The sequence below is a fragment of the Clostridium estertheticum genome (genome assembly GCF_011065935.2).
In the GTDB taxonomy this organism is placed as follows: domain Bacteria; phylum Bacillota; class Clostridia; order Clostridiales; family Clostridiaceae; genus Clostridium_AD; species Clostridium_AD estertheticum_A.
This window is the reverse complement of sequence record NZ_JAAMNH020000001.1, coordinates 3,277,413-3,298,262: the sequence shown is the minus strand read 5'-3', so window position 1 is coordinate 3,298,262 and position 20,850 is coordinate 3,277,413. Positions and strand designations below refer to the sequence as shown.

The window sequence follows — 20,850 nt, the reverse complement described above, 5'->3', positions numbered from 1 at the left end:
ATTTTCGCTTCAAATATGATAAAATGAGAACAAACGTTTGGGGGTCGATGAAAGTGGATGTAATGAAAAAACTTGAAATATTATCTAATTCAGCAAAGTATGATGCTTCTTGCTCTTCTAGCGGTTCTAATAGGAAGAATACAGCGGGCGGTATAGGAAATGCATCAACATCAGGCATTTGCCATTCCTGGTCACAGGATGGTAGATGTATTTCACTACTTAAAATTTTGTATACTAATAAATGCATATATGATTGTAAATATTGCATTAATAGAGCTAGCAATGACTTAGAAAGGACCAGCTTTACTCCTAGTGAAGTGGTAGATTTAACTATGAATTTTTATAAGAGAAATTATATAGAGGGATTATTCTTAAGTTCAGGAGTAGAGAGAAGTCCAGATTACACAATGGAAAATTTAGTTAGAATTTTAAAGGATTTAAGGTTGATTCACAAATTTAATGGTTATATTCACGTAAAGGCTATTCCAGGCGCTGATCCGAAATTTATATATGAGGCAGGATTGTATGCAGATAGAATGAGTGTAAATATTGAGTTACCCTCTGAAAAAAGTTTAAAGCTTTTAGCGCCTCAAAAGAATAAGGAAGATATATTAAAACCTATGGGACTTATTAAACACAGTATACTTGAGTCTATTGAATATAAGAAAAAAGGATTTAAAGCACCAAAGTTTACGCCTGGTGGACAAAGTACGCAGATAATGGTTGGAGCAACTAATGAAAGTGACTTAAGAGTAATTAGCCTTACAGAAGGATTATACAACACTTTTGGACTTAAAAGAGTATATTATTCGGCTTATGTGCCAGTGGCATCAAACATAAATTTACCGGCTATTCAAACCACGCCTCCACTTCTAAAGGAACATAGAATGTATCAAGCAGATTGGCTTTTAAGGTATTATGGCTTTAAGGCGAAGGAATTATTAGATGAAAAAAACCCTAATTTTGATATGGATTTAGATCCTAAAGCCTTTTGGGCATTAAATAATTTAGACAAGTTCCCAGTAGAAGTAAATAATGCTCACTACGAAATATTACTTAGGGTTCCGGGCATAGGAGTAACATCGGCTTTAAGAATCGTAAGAGCAAGAAGAATGTGCAATCTTTCCTACGACAATTTAAAAAAAATAGGAGTAGTCCTTAAGAGAGCTAGATATTTTTTAACCTGTAGCGGTAAATTTTATGGAGATAAAGCCATGGAACGTGGAAGGCTTAAAAATTATTTGTTGGACTATGAAAGCTTTGATAAGCCGCAGCAACTTAGTTTATTTACCCAGAGGAGCGATTTATTTGGTTAGATACATTTATGACGGAAGCTTTGACGGGTTTTTATCTGTTATTTATGCTTGCTATTATAATAGGAGCCCTGAAAGTATTGAGAGAGAGTGTAGCTATAACTTCAATATATTATATCAGGACATAGTTATAGAAACTGATATGGTAAAATCTGAAAAAGTATACAAAGCTATATTAAAAAAAATCTCTGAGGATACACTAGTTCATGTATATCAAGCCTTTTTATCTGAGGAACAGGGAATAGAATTAAAATTATTTAAATATATACAATTAGGGTTTAAACAGGGCAGTAAAGTAAATGATTTTCTAACAGAGGAAACCGTAAATGAAGTACAGAAATATTCTAGAAAGGTGGGCTTCGAGGCGCACAGATTTTTAGGACTTGTTAGATTTCAAGAATTTAAGGGCATTTTGTATGCAGCAATCCAGCCTACTTATAATATTCTTGAGCTTATAGGAAATCATTTTAAATCAAGACTCTCAAATGAAAAGTGGGTAATTCATGATGTTAAGAGGAAAACTGGCATAGTTTATGAAAATCATGAAATGATACTTAGAGATTTGAATTTTGAAAAATTAGAAAGTCGTGAGGAAGAAGAGTTGTTTTATCAAAATCTTTGGAAGGTCTTTCATAAAAGTGTATCAATAGAAGAAAGAACCAATGAAAGATTACAAATGCAACATATGCCAAAGAAATATTGGGATAATTTAATTGAGATGAAAAAGTGATCACCATTTTATAGTGAACACTTTTTTATATTTCAATATTTGTTATTAAAAATGCTAAAAATCATGATATAATAGGTATAAATGCAGTTATTAGATTATTTTTAAATAAAGGAAGGAACGATGATTATGAAAAAATTAGTAGAATACATACAAGTTGAAAGTCCTAGTATAAGTATGGAAAGAAAAAAACGCAAGATGGAAGAGATTTATAGAACACTAGAGGCATTAGGGGCTAAAAATAAAGAGACTGCTAAAACTAGTAAGGAAATAAACAGTAACCTTCCCAAAGAACTTACTGTTGAACACATAGATAATGTGAAAAAGAACAAGAAAGCCCACTTGAATACACCTTCATTTGTAGGCTCACTTGCGGGAGTTATGTCTAAGTTTAAAATACTTGGGAAAGTATATATAGTAGAAAAACAAGAAACTAAATGGTACATAGTAGGTACTATAAAAATGATTAATGATATAGACCCTAGAGACATGTAGTTTTTATAATTTGTTTTTCGTGGATACTCATACATAACTGTTACAATTATATAGGAAGGGGATTTTTTTATGAAAATATTAGTTATTAACTGTGGAAGTTCTTCTCTGAAATATCAACTTATAAATATGGAAGATGAAAATTGTTTAGAACAAGGGTTGATTGAGAGGATTGGTAGTGAAGGAGCGGGTTTAACTCAAAAGGTAGAAGGCAGAGAAAAATATATAGTAAAACAAAGCATGCAGGATCATAAAGATGCAATTAAATTAGTTCTTCAAACGCTTATAGATGAAACTAATGGAGTAATTAAAAGTGTAGATGAAATCTCAGCGGTAGGGCATAGAGTGGTTCATGGCGGAGAATATTATTCTAAGTCTGTATTGATTGATGAAAAAGTAATGAAGGCTCTAAAGGATTGTTCAAAACTCGCACCACTACATAATCCACCTAATATTACAGGAATTAATAGTTGCAAAGCACTTATGCCAAGCACTCCAATGGTTGCTGTATTTGATACAGCCTTTCATCAAAATATGCCAGAACATGCATATATTTATGCACTACCATATGAATTATATGAAGAGAACAAAATAAGAAAATATGGGTTCCACGGAACTTCTCATAAATATGTCTCCCAAGTAGCTGCAGAAATGATGAACAAAGACATTAAAGATTTAAAAATCATTTCCTGTCATTTAGGAAATGGAGCAAGTATTGCTGCAATTAGTGGAGGTAAATCCATTGATACAAGTATGGGATTCACTCCTCTTGCAGGGATTGCTATGGGCACAAGATCTGGAGATATAGACCCTTCAATTATAACTTTCTTGATGGAAGAACTCTCATTGTCTCCAGAACAAGTAACAGAACTATTGAATAAAAAATCAGGTGTACTAGGGATTTCTGGAATAAGTAGTGATTTCAGAGATCTGTGGGCTGCAGCTAAGGACAATAAAAGAGCACAACTCGCTTTAGATGTTTTCCATTATGAAGTTAAAAAGTTTATCTGTAGTTATGCAGGTGCCTTAGGTGGTGTGGATTGTATAATATTTACTGCTGGTGTTGGTGAAAACTCAGCAAAATCTAGAGAAGCTTGCTGCACAGGATTAGAGTTTTTAGGGGTTAAAATAGATAGTGAAAAGAATAATGTTATAGGCAAAGCGGCAGAAATAAGTACCTCAGATTCAACAGTAAAAGTTTTTGTAATACCAACTAATGAAGAATTAACGATAGCAAGAGATACAAAGGAAGTTGTTAATTCATAAGATAAAAGACACAATCAAATAAATAAAAATCAGTTTTAGCATATTAAATTCTATGTCTAAATCAAAGAAACCCCTACAACCATTGTGGATTGTAGAGGTTTCTTTGATTTTCTAAAATTTTTAATACTATATGCGCTGAGGGAACATATTAAATGAAATCTAACTTAATTTACTTAAAGCTAAATTCAATTTCTCTAACACTAAATCCACATCGTTTTCCGTTATAACAAGAGGCGGCTGGAATGCTAGTACGTTTCTACCTAATCCATTTTTACCTAAAAGAATACCTTCATCTTTTAATATTTCTAAAATGAAATCCACTTCTTCAGAGGCAGGTTCACCATTTTCTTTTAATAGCTCTATGCCTAACATAAGTCCAATACCTCTAACATCATAAATTATTGGATACAATCCCTTAAGTTTGTGAAGTCCAGCTTTTAATTTTAATCCTAAATTTTCAGCATTTTCACATAAGTTGTTTTTTTCAATGTAATCAAGTACAGCTATAGCTGTGCTTGCAGCTACCGGATTTCCACCTAAGGTAGAGGCAGAAGCGCTAGTAAATACTTTAGCTATTTCTTCATTTGTACAAAAAGCTGATATAGGTATTCCATTTCCTAAAGCTTTTGCCACGGTAATTATATCTGGAACTACATTATAATTCTCTATGGCAAACATCTTACCAGTTCTTCCAAAACCCGTTTGGACTTCATCTACTATTAATAATATTCCATGTTTTTGGAGTAGGCACTTTAATTTTTTGAAATACCAATGAGGTGGAGTTATAATTCCTCCATTACCTTGTATAGGTTCTGCAATTAAAGCTGCAATTTTATCTGGGCCCTTACTCTCTATTACTTTTTCTATAGCTTCCAAGGACTCTATAGCTGCGGCTTCAAGGGTTGTATCACTGTTATAAGCACTGGGTACAAAGGTGAAAGAATCCGAAAGCATAGGATCCGCTCTCCACATAGGTATTCCTGTAGCACTCATAGTTAAATAAGTTCTACCATGTAAGCTGTTATTTAATGAAATAAATTCATTTCTTCCAGTGTAAATCCTAGCAAGTAGAAGAGCACCTTCATTAGCCTCTGACCCTGTACAGCAAAAGAAGGAATGATTAATTTCTCCTGGTAATACATATGAAAGCTTTTCAGCCAGATCAACTATTGGCTGAGTTAAATATATAATACTTGTGTGTTGAAGGGTTTTCATTTGCTCTATTGTTGCATTTAAAATTTCTGGGTTACAATGGCCACAATTAACAACAGAAACGCCTGCAAAGAAATCAAGATATTTTTTACCATCTGAATCAAATAAATACTGCATTTCTCCACGTACAATTTGAGGTGGGGTTTTATAAAAATGTTGTGAACAGGGAAAAAGAAATTGTTTCTTTTTTTTTATGATTTCTTCTGGACCTATGTAATTAGACATCTTATACCTCCTTGACATATTATTTGTTTTTTTTCTTAATTAAATTGAAAAGCTCCAAGAGTAAAGCCTGCATCATCAGTATCTAGAGTATGGAATAGTTCTTCACACTTGCTTAAATCATTAATGGCTTCTTTGTAAATACACAAAATTTTTCGTAGCTTATTAGTATCATAATGGCAGGCTTCAACTCTAAAATGGTTTACACCAATATCATTAAGTTCTTTTAAAAAGGGAAGATAACAAAGATTTTTATAAAGCGTCATATGATTCCTTCCATAGTTATCCATATATACTGGGTGTTCATGTGCTTTTTCATCAACTAAAACTAATACCTTGTTATCAACATGAGAATTATCTTCACGTCTCGAAGGCTCTAAGACTTTAGTGTTCTCATATAAATTATAGCCCATATACATAACTGTTGGAGAGCCATGAACTATCATTTCAATAGGAATTGGTGATTTCGTAATAGTTTCTTTAGCGTCTAGCAGTGCTGTTTCTACAGAAAGAGTAGCGATAGATAACCCTTGCTTTTCATAGAACCTAGCTGCTGAGTGATTATAAATATTTAAAGAATAATCCCCAATAAGCTCAAGTCCTAGTGATTTGTATTTATGAATAGCTCCTAAATTGGTTACAATTAAGCCATCAAGACCTAAGTTATTTTCCTTAAGTAATTGATTGTATTTAGAAAAATCCTCTTCAAACATCATTCTTGGAAAACCTAGATATATCTTTGTATTTTGTTTGTTTTTAGTTAACTCAAGTATTTCACTCTTACTAAAAGGAAGGTTTGGCGCAAAAACTTCTCCAGATAAATAAATTGCGTCTATGCCCACCTCTATTGCCACTTTAGCTTGTGAAAAAGAAGCTACTTTTACACTTAGCTTAGGTTTCTGTGATAGAGGTGTTTCTTCATTTAAAAGCTTCTTTATTTGTGCTACCTTCTCTTTACTAATTTCAATTTCTTCTGCAGGTTTACTGAAAATTTTACCTGTACCTTCGGAACGTCTGTTGATATTTGATAGTCCTGGTTTTCCAAAGGCACTGCAGGTAGATAAGTCTCTTTTACGAGTTTCATAAATACTTTGTGCGTCTTTTGTTCTATCATAGCAAATAGGGTCCTCAATATATCTATCTATAGCATCGCTATAGTAATTAATTAAGGTAACTAAAAAATCTGAATCTTTCATTCTTCCTTCTATTTTAAAGGAGAGGACTCCAGCTTCAATCATTTCAGGTAGATGTTCATACATATACATATCTTTAACCGCCATTGGATATTCTGTAGGATAGGCTAGTCCATCTTTTTTCATTGTAAAATTCCAGCGACAGGGCTTCATGCAAAGTCCTCTATTACTACTTTGTCCGAAAAGCATGGCACTATACAAGCATTGAGCACCGTGGGCAATACACATATCACCATGTGCAAAATATTCGAATTCCATATCAGTTTGGTTATGTAGATTTTTTATGGTTTGTAAATCCATCTCCCGGGATGCAACAATTCTAGTAATTCCACATTCTCTAAGGGTTACAATAGTTTCTAAGTTGTGGACATTCATCATTACAGATGAATGGAGAGTTAGGTTTAAATTTAAACTATTGATTAATTCTAATATGCTAAGATCTTGAATAATTAGTGCATCAGGTTGAACTTTATCTAAGAATTTTAGATATTCCTCAGCATCTTTTAAATCCTGCTGACTTAAAAGATTGTTTACTGTTATATAAACCTTTTTGTTTAAGGAATGGGCAATAGCAATAGCTTTTTCTATTTCATCATTTGACAGGTTATAATCTGATCGTAGCATACGCATATTTAATTTCTTGCCACCCAAATATACCGCATTAGCACCGCTGTGAATAACCTTTTCAAAAATTTCAAAAGTTCCCGCAGGAGCTAGTAATTCTATTTCCTTGTTATTAAAAAATCTACTCATATCAAAACACCTTTCCTTTACATTTAGAGTCAAAACTATTTTAATTCTTTGAAGTTGCAAATAAAGAAGAACAGGAAACTTTAACAAAAGTTATTATAAAAATGCTTGAAAAAGAACATTAATTAAATTGAAAAGCTCCAAAGGTAAATCCAGCACCGCTATGATCTAGAGAATCAAATAAATCCTCACATTTGCTTAAGTCATTAATGGCTTCTTTGTAAATCCTTAAAACTTTTCGTAGATTATTGGTATCATAATGGCAGCCATCAATTTTAAAATGATTTACGCCAATATCATTAAGTTCTTTTAAAAAGGGAAGATAACAAAGCTCTTTATAAAGCGTCATATGATTTCTACCGTAGTTATCTCGGTATACTGGGTGTTCATGTGTTTTTTCATCAACTAAAACTAATATGTTGTTAGGAGCGTTAGAATTATTTTCACGTCCTGTAGACTCTAAGACTTTAGTATTCTCATATAAATCATGATTCATATACATAACTGTTGGAGAACCATGAACTAAAATTTCAATAGGAATTGGCGATTTAGTAATGACATCGATAGCATCTAGCACAGGTGTCTCTACGGAAAGGGTAGCAATGGATAAACCTTGCTTTTCATAGAAACTAGCAGCTTTATGATTATAAATGTTTAAAGTGTAATCTCCAATAAGCTCAAGCCCTAAAGATTTGTATTTATGAATAGCTCCTAAATTGGTTACAATTAAGCCATCAAGTCCTAAGTTATTTTCCTTAAGTAACTGATCGAATTTTGAAAAATCCTCTTCAAACATCATTTTTGGAAAACCAAGATAAATCTTGGTATTTTTCTTGTAATTGGTTAATTTAAGTATTTCACTTTTACTAAAAGGGTGATTTGGTTCAAAAACTTCTCCAGATAAATAAATTGCGTCTACACCTTCATCTAATGCGACCGTAGCTTGTGTGTAGGAATCTACTTTTACACTTAACTTAGGTTTCTGTGCTAGTGAAGTTTTTCCATTTAGAAGATTCTTTATTTCTTCTAGCCTAACTTTTCTAATTTCAATTTCTTTTATAGGATTACTGAAAACTTTACCAAAGCCATTGTTATCATTACCTTCATAACGTCTATTTATATATGAGAGCCCTGGTGTTCCAAATGCACTGCAGGTAGATAAGTCTCTCTTCCGATTTTCATAAATAGTTTGGGCATCTTTTTTTCTATCATAACAAATAGGGTCATCAATATATCTATCTATAGCATCGCTATAGTAATTAATCATTGTAACTAGAAAATCTGCATCTCTCATTCGTCCCTCTATTTTAAAGGAGAGGATACCCGCTTCAATCATTTCAGGTAGATGCTCATACATATACATATCTTTACAAGCCATTGGAAATTCTGTTGGATAAACTAGACCGTCTTTTTTCGTTGTATAATGCCAGCGACATGGCTTCATGCAAAGTCCCCTATTACTACTTTTACCCAAAATCAAACCACTGTATAAGCAGTGACCACCGTGGGAAATACACATATCTCCATGAACAAAACATTCAAATTCCATGTCGGTTTGGTTATGGAGATTTTTTATGGCTTGTAAATCCATGTCCCTGGAGGCAACAATTCTAGTAATTCCACATTCTCTAAGGGTTTTAATAGTTTCTAAATTGTGAACATTCATCATTACAGATGAGTGGAGAGTTAAATTTAAATTTAAACTATTGATTAATTCTAATATGCTAACATCTTGAATAATTAAACCATCAGGTTGAACTCTTTCTAAGAATGTTAGATATTCCTCCGCATCTTTTAAGTCCTCTTGACTTAAAATATTGTTTACTGTTATATAAACCTTTTTGTTTAAGGAATGAGCAATAGTAATTGCTTTTTCTATTTCATCATTTGACAGGTTGTAGTCTTTTCTATGCAAACGCATATTTAATTTCTTGCCACCCAAATATACGGCATCAGCACCACTTTTAATAACCTTTTCAAAAATTTCAAAAGTTCCCACAGGAGCTAGTAATTCTATTTCCTTGTTATTAAAAAATCTACTCATATCAAAACATCCTTCCATTTAAAGTCAATATTTTTTTATTGAAATAACCTCTTTCTACACTTAGTAAAAAGAGGTTATATTTTATTGTTATAAGACATTATTTAATAAAGGTACTATTTGATAAATCTTTTAATGTGTAGTTATTAGGAGTTAGTTTTTTTGCTTTAAGCCAAGTTAAAACTTCTTTTAGTTCTTTTTCAGGTGGCATAGAAGCTTTTGAATACTTGGGAAGAACCAAGGTTTTCTTTACAATTTCTGGAAAACCAGCCTCTTTAATTACAAAATCAATATAGCTTTCAGGCTTTTCTGTATTTATAAATTCTACAGCTTTATTATAGGCTCTATAAAGTGCTTTGATTTCTTCAGGTTTTGATGCTATTGCATCCGCTGTGAATATCATTACGCCAGGGTTTATTCCAAGTTTTTCAGAACTGCTTAAAATTTTTCCACCAGATGCAATTGCAGTACTTGCAAGAGGCTCTGGTATTGTGACCATATCTAATTTACCATTGTTTAACATTTCAATCCTAGTAGGTAAACTTGGTATTGAAACCTTTTTGGGTAAGTTAACATCTATATTTGAACTTTCCATAATTCTATCTGTTAGGTATTCAATAATAGTATTTTTAGAAATTCCTATTGATTTTCCAGCAGATTGTTCAACTTTTGAAATACCAGAATCTTTTCCAGCAATCAATTTAAAGCTACCATCTGTTTTTGATGTAATTTTAACATCGAATTTGCTATCGTTAAAAAAAACGACGGAAAGCATATCAGACGTTGCTCCGTGAATTTTACCGGTTTGAAGGGCTGCATCTCTATCTGCAGCACTTTTAAAATGTTCTAATTTTACCTGAATCCCTTGCTCTTTAAAATATCCATTGTGATCTGCTATAATAAGTGGAAGTATGACTAAATCAGGCATGACACCAATAGTTAAAGTTTTCAGTGCCTTGGGGGCTGCCTCCTCTTTAACCTTGCTCGTGCAACCAACAATACTTATACCCATTATTATTACTAACGTAAGTGCTAAAAATTTTTTTTTCATTATGTACCTCCAATAATAATTTATTTTGTCTACAATAACTTTCTAAAAATGACATAATTTAAAAAGTTGAAAGAAAGTGAAATAGTAGATAAAATAATATAAAGCACTGTAATGAAATGTAAATAACGAAGTCATCATAACACTTATTTAACTCGGTGTAAACACTAACAAACCACCCTTTGAAATATATCTATGAACTAAATTAACAAAACATATTATTAATGACCAAATCGCTTCTTTATTTGCACAGTTAAAATTATTATGATAAAATTTTAACTAGTAAAGTTGAAAGAAATAAGGACTAGTAATTGTGTAAATAACGTATATAATTTATTTTAGGGCTATATTTTTATAATTTTACATTTTAGGCAATAATAAGTTGCATTTTTGGTGAATATAATCCTACTAATAATAATTTTCAAACTGAGGGGGATATAGTATGAGTGAAAAGAAAAGAATTGCTATACTTGGCGGAGGGTATGGTGGAGTTTTAACTGCGAAAAAACTTGCTAAAAAGTTCAAAAAAGATGAAGAAGTGGAAATTACTCTTATAGATCAGAATCCATTCCATACATTACTTACTGAGCTTCATGAAGTAGCTGCAGGGCGAGTTTCAGAGGATGCTATTAGAATTGATTACAAAAAAATATTTGCGAAAAGAAAAGTAAATGTTGTACTTGATAAAATTACTGATTTGGATTTTAAAAATAATGTACTTAAATCTGAAAACAACACCTATGAATATGATTATCTAGTAATTGGTGCCGGTTGTAAGCCCACTTACTTTGGTATAAAGGGTGCTGAAGAATTTTGCCATCAATTATGGTCTTTTGAAGATGCTGTGGCACTTAAAGAACATATTTTAAATATGTTTAGAAAAGCTGTGAAAGAAACAAACAAGGAAGAAAGAAAAAAACTTTTAACGTTTATTGTTGTTGGTGGTGGCTTCACTGGTGTTGAAATGATGGGAGAACTCGGTGAATGGAAAGAAAGATTATGTAAGGACTTTTACATAGGAAAAGAAGAAGTAACTTTAATATTAGCAGATGATTTACCTAAAATATTACCTAATTTTCCTGATAAGTTACAAGCAAAAACTAAGAGTAGACTTAATAAGTTAGGTGTTACAGTATTAACTAATGCTGGAATTACAGAAGTTACAAAGGACACTGCTACAATAAGAAATAACGGAATGGTTAATTCCTATACAGTAATTTGGACTGCTGGTGTAGAGGGTTCTGATATTATTGGAAAAATGGACATAGAACAAAAAGGTAGAAAAAGAATAGTAACTGATGATAAATTACAATCTTTAGATTATAAAAATGTTTATGTTGTTGGTGATAATATCTTCTTTATTCCTGAAGGTGAGGAAAGACCTCTCCCACAAATGGTAGAAAATGCAGAAGAATCTGCTGCATTAATTGCACACAATCTTTATATAGACATAAAGGGTGGAGAAAAGAAATCATATAAACCTTCATTCCATGGCGCAATGGTATGTGTAGGTGGAAAATATGGTGTTGCACACGTTGGAGCTGGAAAGAACTTTTTTGCATTATCTGGATTCTTTGCATTATTCGTTAAGCATTTTATAAATATTGTATACTTTATCCAGGTTGCTGGATTTAATAAATGCTGGTCGTACTTATTACATGAATTTTTCCATGTTAAAGATAATAGAAGCTTTGTGGGTGGATATTTTTCAAAGTCATCTCCAAATTTCTGGCTATTAATACTAAGAATGTTTGTTGGTTACAAGTGGTTAACAGAGGGACTTGCGAAATTACCTAAAATAATAGCTGACCCTACAAAAATCTTCTTGATACCTGCACCAGTAGTTGATGGAGCAACAGCAGCAACAGCTGCAGCACCAGCAGCAGGAGCAGCGCCAGTAGAAGCATGGGTTGCATTACCAGTGCCAGGTTTTATAGAAAAAATAGTTAAATGGTCTATGGATACTTTCTTTTATACAGGTGATGGTGGATATACAGTTTTAGCTACTATTTTCCAAACAGGTATGGTAATTGCAGAGATACTAGTAGGAATAATGCTTATTGTTGGATTATTTAGCGCATTAGCCTCACTATTATCAGTTGCTATGGGTATTATGATTTGGAGTTCAGGAATGGCTCCTGCTGAGATGTTATGGTACATGTGTGCAGGAATCGCTCTTATAGGCGGATCTGGAAGTACTTTTGGTATGGATTATTATGTACTACCAATACTTAAAAAATACTGGAAGCGTATAGGATGGGTTAAAAAATCTTATTTATATGTTGATTAATAAATAAATCTAAATTATAGTTTTCTAATCAAAAATTGAATTTTTAAAAAACAAGTGTCCTTTTAAAATAATTAAAAGGACATTTGGTTTTATAGTGGAATATTAATAATATGTAATTGTTATTTATCAAGATCAAAAAATGATTGGACAAGGTGATAAAAATGAGTAAATTTTGGGAAAATTACCCTTATATTACAGAAGAGTTAGAAAATATAAAAACAATAATTAAAGATAATGTGAAATCAAGTGAAAAAGAGTTTGACCAAGCTATTTCTCCACTAGTTGATGCAGGGGGAAAGATGTTAAGACCTGCGTTTTTGCTACTCGCTGCTAAATTTGGAGAGTATGATAGGGATAAAATGCATAATTTAGGTGCAGCCATAGAAATGATGCATATGGCAACATTAGTACATGACGACGTTGTAGATGATTCTAAGCTTAGACGTGGTGTGGAAACTATACAACACAAATACAGCAAAGAATATGCGGTGTATATAGGGGATTTTTTATTTTGTCAGTGCTTTATAATGCTATCTGGATTTGATTATTCCACGGAAAATTTAAGAGATATATCAAAGGCTATATCGAAAATATGCATGGGCGAAATAAGACAATATAATATCAGATATTTAAGAAACACAAGCCTTAAAAAGTACATAAAAGTTATATCTGGAAAAACAGCAGCACTATTTTCTATTAGCTTTTATACCGGTGCAAAGGAATCTAAATGCAGTGAGAAAACCTCAAAGTTACTAGGACGAGTTGGATACTATATCGGAATGGCTTTTCAGATTATAGATGATTTGCTGGATTACAGTGGAGATGCGAGTAAACTAGGTAAAAATGCTCAAAGTGATTTAGTAAAAGGATATTATACATTACCACTAATATACGCTATGGCAGATGATTCTAAAAACGAAATTTCTGATATTTTGGATAAGTCATCATTAAATGATGAGGATGTGAAACAAATAACTATATTAGTTAATAAATACAGAGGAATAGATAAAGCTCAAAACTTAGCGGATAAATACACAAAAAAAGCCTTCGATTATATAGAAAAATTACCAGAGTGTGAAAGCAAAAAAATAATCAAGGATATAACTCAAAAATTATTAAATCGTAATTCCTAATGAACTCTAGAAGGGAATGGTTATATGGCTTATAAGGATTTACAGGATTTTATAAATCATTTGAGAGAGAAGAAACTGTTAGATGAGATTGAAATCGAAGTAGATAGTGATCTTGAAATTACTGAAATAGCTGATAGAGTATCAAAAAAATATGGTCATGCACTATTTTTTAAAAATGTAAAAAATTCAGAATACCCAGTACTAATTAATTCACTAGGAACCTACGAGAGAATGAACTATGGGCTGGAAGTAGAGGATCTTGATGATATTGCAGCGACTATATTGGATTTTATGGATGTAACTAATTACATAACCACAATTAATAAAGTTAAATCTATTCCGAAACTTGCCAGAGTGTTTCCTAAAAAAGTAAAAAACGCACCTTGTCAAGAGGTAATAGAAGAGGCAGATTTAAGTAAACTTCCAATATTAAAATGTTGGCCAAAAGATGGTGGTCGCTACATAACACTGCCTTTAGTATTTACAGTAGATCCAGAAACCAATCAGCAAAATGTTGGAATGTACAGGCTTCAGGTATATGACAAAAATACTACTGGTATGCATTGGCATTTACATAAAGACGGAAGAGAGATATATGAAAAATATAGGAAGCTTGGAGTGAAAATGCCTGTATCTGTTGCATTAGGCTGCGATCCAGCAATAATATATGCGGCCACTGCGCCACTTCCTAAAATGATAGATGAGATGATTTTTGCAGGATTTCTTAGGAAATCTCCGGTAGAACTTGTTAAATCAATTACAAATGATATTTATGTACCTGCTAACGCTGAATTTATACTAGAAGGATATGTAGACTTAGATGAAAAAAGATTAGAGGGTCCCTTCGGTAACCATACAGGCTACTATTCTCTAGAGGATATGTATCCTGTGTTTCACATTGAAAAAATTACAAGGAAAAAGAGTCCGGTATATTCTACTACGATCGTAGGTAAGCCTCCTATGGAAGATTGTTACCTGGGAAAAGCTACGCAGCGGATTTTTTTACCCTTAATAAAGGTTCAATGTCCTGAAATAATAGATATAAATTCCCCAATAGAAGGTGTATTTCATAATTGTGTAATTGTTTCAATTAAAAAAGCTTATCCAAAACATGCTCATAAAATTATGAATTCGCTGTGGGAACTTGGACAAATGATGTATACAAAGATGATCATAGTTGTGGATGAAAATATAGATCCAAAGGATATCTCAACAGTGGCGTGGAAAGTATTTAATAATATAGATCCGAGTAGAGATTTAGTGATTTCAGAAGGACCTTTAGATGCACTTGATCATGCATCAAATACTGCTTTTTATGGTTCTAGACTAGGTATAGATGCTACAAAAAAATGGCCTTCAGAAGGACATACAAGGCATTGGCCGGATGATATAGAAATGTCGGATGAAATTAAAAAAATGGTAGATAAGAGGTGGAGTGAGTATGGTATTAAAGAAACTTAAAAGTTATGGAGAGTTAGTAATGTTTTCCCATACACTGTTCTCCCTCCCTTTCGCTTTAATATCAATGATTTGGGCAGCTGAGGGGTTACCTTCAGCTGCTACAATATTTTGGATATTAATTGCATTGGTTGGGGCTAGAAATGGGGCTAATGCTCTCAATAGAATTGTAGATAAAGACATTGATAAAAAAAATCCTAGGACTGCAAATAGACATTTGCCAAAGGGACTGGTAAAGGATTATGAGGCCTTAGGAATAGTGCTACTGTGTTTTTTTATTTTTATACTAGCCGCCTATGAGTTAAATCCTCTATGTTTTATGCTATCCCCGGTGGCACTTTTTTTATTTATAATTTACTCCTATACTAAAAGATTTACATGGGTATGTCATATTATTTTAGGGATTACCTGTGGTGGAGCTCCTGTAGGAGCATGGCTTGCAGTAACTGGAGAATTTGCTCTGGCACCAATTATTTTAGGTGCTGTTGTTACATTGTGGGTGGCAGGTTTTGATATAATTTATGCAACTCAAGATATTGAGTTTGATAGGAAAATCGGTTTATTTTCTATACCCGCTAAATTTGGTTTAAAGGGTGCATTATACATATCCTCTATGTTTCATACTATTACCATTTTACTTTTAATTAGTTTATATTTTATAATGCATAGAGGCTGGATATATCTACTCGGCATATTTATAAGTGCGATTTTATTAATATTAGAGCATTATATTGTGTCCCCTTCAAATACAAGGAAGATGAAAATTGCTTCTTATAACATAAACCAAGTTGTAAGTGTTTGTATATTTATTTTTACAGTACTAGATTTTTTTATATTATAGTTAAGAGGTGATTTGTTTGGGAAGATATATAGTTGGAATTACCGGTGCCAGTGGAAGTATCTACGGTGTACGGCTTATAGAAGAATTAATAAAAAAAGATAATGAAGTTTATTTAGTTATTACGAATAATGGAATAAAGGTTTTAGAGTATGAGCTTGAAATTAATTTTGATCTATGGCTCAGAGATATTAAAAAAAGCAAAGGACGGCTTACCTTATGTGGTATAGATGATATGTTTTCTTCTATAGCAAGTGGTTCCTTTAAGACTGATGGAATGGTAATTGTACCCTGTTCAATGGGAACTCTTTCAAGAATTAGCAATGGGACTTCCGATAATTTACTAGTAAGAGCTGCTGACGTAATGATTAAAGAAAAAAGAAAGTTGATTTTGATTCCAAGAGAAACTCCTCTTAGTTCTATTCATCTTCAGAACATGCTTTTTTTGAGCAATTTAAATGTTTTGATAATACCACCTATGCCAGTTTTTTACGAAAAACCTAAGACCATTGAAGACCTTGTAAATATTACTGTAGGAAGGATTCTTTCAAGCTTAAATATAGATAATGAAATGTACCACCCGTGGGGGACCAAAAATGATAAAGATAAGTAATTTAAGTGTTTGTTATAAAAATGTGGACAAATATGTAGATGTAATAGAAGATGCAAATTTAACTGTAAAAAAAGGAGAGATTTGCGCTATAATTGGCCCATCTGGTGGTGGGAAGTCAACCTTATTAAAAGTTTTAGCTGGAATTATTGTAGACTATAAAGGCGAAGTTTTAATGGATGGAAAAATAGTAAATCCTAAAATACATAGAATTGGATTAATACCTCAAAATTATGGACTGATTAAATGGAAAACAGTTGAACAGAACATATTTTTATCCGCTAAAATTAAAGATGGTAAGGGCAATATAGATATGGATTTCTATGAAAAACTACTAGTGGAGTTAAATCTTAAAGACTTCGTCAAAAGATATCCAAGTCAGCTAAGCGGGGGTCAAATGCAAAGAGTATCCATGGCTAGAGCTCTATTATTAAAACCAAATGTGCTTTTAATGGACGAATCTTTTTCTGCCTTAGATGCTATGACCAGGGAAGATGTTCAGAAAATGTTCTTAGAGGTTTGGGAAGCTCATAAGGTTACCACTATACTTGTAACCCACGATATTAAGGAAGCAATATATTTAGCAAATAACATAGCTGTAATATCCTCGTCTCCAGGAAAAATAGTTGAAGTTATAAGCAATCCCTTATTTGGACGCGTAAATACTGAAGTGCATTTGGATTACATAAATATAAACAATAAACTTAGAAAAATTCTTAAAGGAGATAGGCAAGAATGAGACTTAAAGAATACAAAATAGTTAACTTTATAATTGCTTTTTTTATTATTTTTGGTTTGTGGCAAATAGTAGCAATGATTATTAATAAGCCACTATTTCCACCACCTTATGCAATAATAATAAATATATTTACAACTTTTCAGAGTGATATAGCAATTCACGTTGTTTACAGTTTTAATAGAATTATAGTAGGTCTGTTGTTTACTTTAGCAATAGGAATACCCGTAGGAATTTTAATGGGATATTTTAAAAAAATCGATTTAATATTTTCACCAATTGTATATTTTAATTATCCAATACCTAAGATTGCATTACTTCCTATAGTAATGCTTATTTTTGGGTTAGGTGATTTAACAAAAATAGCTATGATTTTTTTAATTACTTTTTTTCCGGTAGTAGTTAATATAAGAGATGAAGTGAAAAATATCCCTGAAGAAGTTTTTTACCCTATGTATTCGTTGGGGGCAACAAATTTTCAAATAATGAAAGAGATTATTTTTCCTGCAATACTAAAAGCCGTATTAACATCTCTTAGAATAGGTATAGGTACCGCAATATCTGTTTTATTCTTTACTGAAAACTTTGGTACAGAATATGGTATGGGATATTTTATCATGGACTCTTGGATGAGGATTAACTATATTCAAATGTATTCAGGTATTTTAATTTTAAGTATAATTGGCCTATTTTTCTTTATTATAACTGATGTTTTAGAAGGAATATTTTGTCCATGGAAATAAAAGATTTTATACTTAAAATGACACAAAAGTAGAAAAATGATATAATTATAATAATAGCTATTTACTCCAGGAAAACTCAAGTTAATAACAGGGGAGGAGACTTACTTGAAAAAATTAGTAGGACTAGCATTATCAATAGTTTTAGCAACTGCTATTGTGGCTTGCGGTTCCAAAACCATAATTTATAAACAAGGAACCTATGAGGGAAACGCAGAAGGGCATATAGGACTTATAAAGGTGAAAATAGTAACGGATCAATATGAAATAAAAGAAATTACGATATTAGAGCAACAAGAAACTCCAGTTATAGCTGAAATAGTATATGATAAGATTCCCCCTAAAGTAATAAAAGCCAATAGTCCAGAGGTTGAAGTTGTGGCAGGAGCAACATATACGAGTAATGGGCTTATTAATGCTATTAAGGATGGGTTAGATAAAGCTAAAATAAAAGTACCATAATTTGAGGTGGAGAGTAATTGAAATTACAGTATAAATTAACAATATTTATAAGCATTATAATATTTATAGTAATTGGTGGTATAGGAATTGTTACTTATTACCAAGCTCAAAATTCTGTGGAAACTCAAATGGGAAATAATGCTATGGATTTAGCTGTAACTATTGCTTCTATTGATATAATTGAAGAAACATTAGCAACTTCCAAAGATTATCAAACTGTTCAGAAAACTATAGAAAGTTTCCGAAAAAAAACTAGATTCCAATATATTATTGTTATGGATATGAAGGGAATAAAATATTCCTACCCCTATGGAAATTCGCTAGGCAAAAAATATACTGACGGTGGGGAAGAACGTGTGCTTACAAATGGTGTATCCTATGTAGCTAAGGACAGGAATGTTTTAATTACTGCAATAAGAGCTTTTGTACCTATATATTATAACGGAGAACAAGTAGGCGCAGTTTTAGTAGGATTATTAACAGATACCGTATATGCTGAACTTAGTTTTCATGTATTATGTTTAAAGATATCTTTAGTAGGTGGACTTATACTAGGCATTGTAGGTGCTGTCATTTTATCAAATACAATAAAGAAAAGCATATTTGGACTCGAGCCAAAGGAAATTGCACTGCTACTCGGACAGAGAGATTTAATCTTGCAGAATCTGAAAAATGGAATCATAGCTATTGATAAAGATGGACAAGTAATACTCTTTAATAAAATAGCTAAAGAAATCTTAAAACTAGAAGATGAAAATATAGGCAAAAGTGTTGCTAATTTAAACCTGAATTATACAGACGAAATGATGGAAGTATTGAGAACTCAGGAAGCGGTATATAACCAAGAAATTAAAATGCGCCCTGGTAAAACACTTATGTGCAGTCATACCTTACTAAAAAATCATAAAGAAGAAATTATAGGTGTTGTCTCTAGTTTTCAGGACTTAACTGAGGTTAAGAATATGGCCGATGAATTAACAGGAATAAAAAAAATGACCTGTGCCTTAAGAGCACAAAATCATGAGTTTATGAATAAACTTCACACTATTTCAGGCCTTATACAATTAGAAGAGTATAATGAAGCTGTTGAATATATTTCTCATATATCCAAGCTTCGCGGAGAAGTTTCTGATATTCTCAGCAAAAGAATTAAGAATACTCACATAGCAGGGCTCCTACTTGCCAAATATAATAAAGCAACAGAAGCTAAAATTTCTGTTGAAATTGATTCAAATTCTTATCTAGATAAAATACCTGAAAATATAACAGTAGATGAAATTTGCTCTGTAATTGGAAACTTAATAGAGAATTCAATAGAGGAATTAGTAAAATTTGAAAATGGTAAAATATCCATAAGATTAATATCCAATAATGAGGCACTTAGAATAAGAATTCAAGATAATGGCCCTGGAATTAATGAAAATATAATAGATAAAGTTTTCAAACGAGGATTTACAACTAAGACTGGGAATAGAGGATTTGGCCTTAGCATTGTAAAGCAAATAGTAGATTATGCAGGCGGTGACATAAATATTCTACAAGATAATGGAACTATATGGGATATATTTATACCAATGAAAAGGGGTAGATCATATGATTAAGGTTCTTATTGTTGAAGACGACCCGATGGTGAGAGAAATAAACGAAAAATTCTTGAAAAAAATAGAGGGTTTTACACTATACGATAGCGTTAATTCTATTGAAAAAGCAAAAGAAGTTATAATAAGTGGAAGACCTGACCTAGTATTATTAGATGTTTTTTTTCCACAGGGTTTAGGTACAGATTTATTAAAGTGGATACGCCTTCAAAATTTAAAATGTGATGTTATATTAATCACTGCAGATAGGAATACAGAAACCGTCGAAGAGGCATTTCGATATGGAGCCGTAGATTATTTGGTAAAACCGTTTATATTCAATAGATTTAAGGAGGCATTGCTTCAATTTAAAAGTAGAAAGAATAGTTTTAAAAACGTTGATAGTATGGAGCAAGAAATTATTGATAAATATACTATAAAAGAAAATAAACACGTCATAGAATATTATGAAAATATTGGTGACATTAAGGGATTTAATCAGTACACTTATGAAAAAATTATCGTGGGTATATCTGACATGAAGGATAAACCATTTACATCAGAGCAGATTGCAAAAAACATTGGGGTTTCTAGAATAACTGCTAGAAGATATTTAGACTATTTAGAAAAAGAACAAAAACTTGTAGTTGAAATGGAATACGGTAAAGTGGGTAGACCTAAAAATAAATATAGAATAAAAGGAGAATATTAGTGCAATTTAAGATGCACTAATATTTTCCTT

The 20,850-nt window shown here is 32.0% G+C and carries 18 protein-coding genes; 14 read left to right on the top strand and 4 right to left on the bottom strand.

The window, feature by feature from the left end; genetic code table 11:
• Positions 1–53: 53 nt before the first annotated feature.
• The 4 genes from G9F72_RS15650 to G9F72_RS15635 all read left to right on the top strand — a co-directional run bounded on the left by G9F72_RS15650 (position 54) and on the right by G9F72_RS15635 (position 3,798).
• Positions 54–1,316, top strand: a complete 1,263-nt coding sequence (locus tag G9F72_RS15650) for a putative DNA modification/repair radical SAM protein (protein ID WP_164955581.1) — start codon at positions 54–56, stop codon at positions 1,314–1,316.
• The gene (locus G9F72_RS15645; RefSeq protein WP_164955580.1) at positions 1,309–2,043 is read left to right on the top strand and encodes a TIGR03915 family putative DNA repair protein; all 735 of its coding nucleotides are present in this window, start codon (positions 1,309–1,311) and stop codon (positions 2,041–2,043) included. The genes G9F72_RS15650 and G9F72_RS15645 overlap by 8 nt, the downstream gene beginning before the upstream one ends.
• A 126-nt stretch (positions 2,044–2,169) precedes the next feature.
• Entirely contained in the window at positions 2,170–2,535 is a 366-nt protein-coding gene (locus tag G9F72_RS15640; protein ID WP_164955579.1) for a hypothetical protein, read from the top strand.
• Between the two features lie 69 nt (positions 2,536–2,604).
• A complete protein-coding gene (locus tag G9F72_RS15635; RefSeq protein WP_164955578.1) occupies positions 2,605–3,798 on the top strand; it encodes an acetate kinase in 1,194 nt (397 codons plus the stop codon).
• Positions 3,799–3,957: 159 nt separating this feature from the next.
• Here G9F72_RS15635 and G9F72_RS15630 read toward each other — a convergent pair whose 3' ends face one another.
• The 4 genes from G9F72_RS15630 to G9F72_RS15615 form a co-directional block, all read right to left on the bottom strand.
• Positions 3,958–5,235, bottom strand: a complete 1,278-nt coding sequence (locus G9F72_RS15630) for an aspartate aminotransferase family protein (RefSeq protein WP_164955577.1) — start codon at positions 5,233–5,235, stop codon at positions 3,958–3,960.
• A gap of 35 nt (positions 5,236–5,270) precedes the next feature.
• A complete protein-coding gene (locus G9F72_RS15625; RefSeq protein ID WP_164955576.1) occupies positions 5,271–7,178 on the bottom strand; it encodes a peptidase U32 family protein in 1,908 nt (635 codons plus the stop codon).
• 118 nt (positions 7,179–7,296) lie between these two features.
• Positions 7,297–9,219 (bottom strand): peptidase U32 family protein, encoded by a 1,923-nt coding sequence (locus tag G9F72_RS15620; RefSeq protein ID WP_164955575.1) that lies wholly within the window; start codon positions 9,217–9,219, stop codon positions 7,297–7,299.
• A gap of 97 nt (positions 9,220–9,316) precedes the next feature.
• Positions 9,317–10,267, bottom strand: coding sequence for an ABC transporter substrate-binding protein (locus tag G9F72_RS15615; protein WP_164955574.1), 951 nt, complete (start codon positions 10,265–10,267; stop codon positions 9,317–9,319).
• 439 nt (positions 10,268–10,706) lie between these two features.
• On the opposite strand from G9F72_RS15615, the gene G9F72_RS15610 reads away from it, so the two are divergent.
• The 10 genes from G9F72_RS15610 to G9F72_RS15565 all read left to right on the top strand — a co-directional run bounded on the left by G9F72_RS15610 (position 10,707) and on the right by G9F72_RS15565 (position 20,820).
• Entirely contained in the window at positions 10,707–12,554 is a 1,848-nt protein-coding gene (locus G9F72_RS15610; RefSeq protein WP_164955573.1) for an FAD-dependent oxidoreductase, read from the top strand.
• A gap of 161 nt (positions 12,555–12,715) precedes the next feature.
• Positions 12,716–13,687 (top strand): polyprenyl synthetase family protein, encoded by a 972-nt coding sequence (locus G9F72_RS15605; RefSeq protein ID WP_164955572.1) that lies wholly within the window; start codon positions 12,716–12,718, stop codon positions 13,685–13,687.
• A 24-nt stretch (positions 13,688–13,711) separates the two neighbouring features.
• Complete coding sequence (locus G9F72_RS15600; protein WP_164955571.1) at positions 13,712–15,148, top strand: menaquinone biosynthesis decarboxylase; 1,437 nt, start codon at positions 13,712–13,714, stop codon at positions 15,146–15,148.
• Complete coding sequence (locus G9F72_RS15595; protein ID WP_164955570.1) at positions 15,129–15,986, top strand: UbiA-like polyprenyltransferase; 858 nt, start codon at positions 15,129–15,131, stop codon at positions 15,984–15,986. The genes G9F72_RS15600 and G9F72_RS15595 overlap by 20 nt, the downstream gene beginning before the upstream one ends.
• 16 nt (positions 15,987–16,002) lie before the next feature.
• Positions 16,003–16,596 carry a flavin prenyltransferase UbiX gene (locus tag G9F72_RS15590; protein ID WP_164955569.1) on the top strand — a complete coding sequence of 198 codons (594 nt, stop codon included), beginning with the start codon at positions 16,003–16,005 and terminating at the stop codon, positions 16,594–16,596.
• Positions 16,580–17,332, top strand: coding sequence for an ABC transporter ATP-binding protein (locus G9F72_RS15585; RefSeq protein WP_164955568.1), 753 nt, complete (start codon positions 16,580–16,582; stop codon positions 17,330–17,332). The genes G9F72_RS15590 and G9F72_RS15585 overlap by 17 nt, the downstream gene beginning before the upstream one ends.
• Positions 17,329–18,072, top strand: coding sequence for an ABC transporter permease (locus tag G9F72_RS15580; RefSeq protein WP_164955567.1), 744 nt, complete (start codon positions 17,329–17,331; stop codon positions 18,070–18,072). The genes G9F72_RS15585 and G9F72_RS15580 overlap by 4 nt, the downstream gene beginning before the upstream one ends.
• Before the next feature lie 105 nt (positions 18,073–18,177).
• Positions 18,178–18,531, top strand: a complete 354-nt coding sequence (locus tag G9F72_RS15575; protein ID WP_164955566.1) for an FMN-binding protein — start codon at positions 18,178–18,180, stop codon at positions 18,529–18,531.
• Between the two features lie 17 nt (positions 18,532–18,548).
• Positions 18,549–20,132 (top strand): sensor histidine kinase, encoded by a 1,584-nt coding sequence (locus G9F72_RS15570; protein WP_164955565.1) that lies wholly within the window; start codon positions 18,549–18,551, stop codon positions 20,130–20,132.
• A complete protein-coding gene (locus G9F72_RS15565) occupies positions 20,125–20,820 on the top strand; it encodes a response regulator (protein WP_164955564.1) in 696 nt (231 codons plus the stop codon). The genes G9F72_RS15570 and G9F72_RS15565 overlap by 8 nt, the downstream gene beginning before the upstream one ends.
• Positions 20,821–20,850: the final 30 nt, after the last annotated feature.

Excerpts from the sequence above, each read along its gene's own strand:
- G9F72_RS15640 (WP_164955579.1), top strand. The coding sequence starts at position 2,170 with ATGAAAAAATTAGTAGAATACATACAAGTTGAAAGTCCTAGTATAAGT.
- G9F72_RS15635 (WP_164955578.1), top strand. The coding sequence starts at position 2,605 with ATGAAAATATTAGTTATTAACTGTGGAAGTTCTTCTCTGAAATATCAA.
- G9F72_RS15630 (WP_164955577.1), bottom strand. The coding sequence starts at position 5,235 with ATGTCTAATTACATAGGTCCAGAAGAAATCATAAAAAAAAAGAAACAA.
- G9F72_RS15625 (WP_164955576.1), bottom strand. The coding sequence starts at position 7,178 with ATGAGTAGATTTTTTAATAACAAGGAAATAGAATTACTAGCTCCTGCG.
- G9F72_RS15620 (WP_164955575.1), bottom strand. The coding sequence starts at position 9,219 with ATGAGTAGATTTTTTAATAACAAGGAAATAGAATTACTAGCTCCTGTG.
- G9F72_RS15615 (WP_164955574.1), bottom strand. The coding sequence starts at position 10,267 with ATGAAAAAAAAATTTTTAGCACTTACGTTAGTAATAATAATGGGTATA.
- G9F72_RS15610 (WP_164955573.1), top strand. The coding sequence starts at position 10,707 with ATGAGTGAAAAGAAAAGAATTGCTATACTTGGCGGAGGGTATGGTGGA.
- G9F72_RS15605 (WP_164955572.1), top strand. The coding sequence starts at position 12,716 with ATGAGTAAATTTTGGGAAAATTACCCTTATATTACAGAAGAGTTAGAA.
- G9F72_RS15600 (WP_164955571.1), top strand. The coding sequence starts at position 13,712 with ATGGCTTATAAGGATTTACAGGATTTTATAAATCATTTGAGAGAGAAG.
- G9F72_RS15595 (WP_164955570.1), top strand. The coding sequence starts at position 15,129 with ATGGTATTAAAGAAACTTAAAAGTTATGGAGAGTTAGTAATGTTTTCC.
- G9F72_RS15585 (WP_164955568.1), top strand. The coding sequence starts at position 16,580 with ATGATAAAGATAAGTAATTTAAGTGTTTGTTATAAAAATGTGGACAAA.
- G9F72_RS15580 (WP_164955567.1), top strand. The coding sequence starts at position 17,329 with ATGAGACTTAAAGAATACAAAATAGTTAACTTTATAATTGCTTTTTTT.
- G9F72_RS15565 (WP_164955564.1), top strand. The coding sequence starts at position 20,125 with ATGATTAAGGTTCTTATTGTTGAAGACGACCCGATGGTGAGAGAAATA.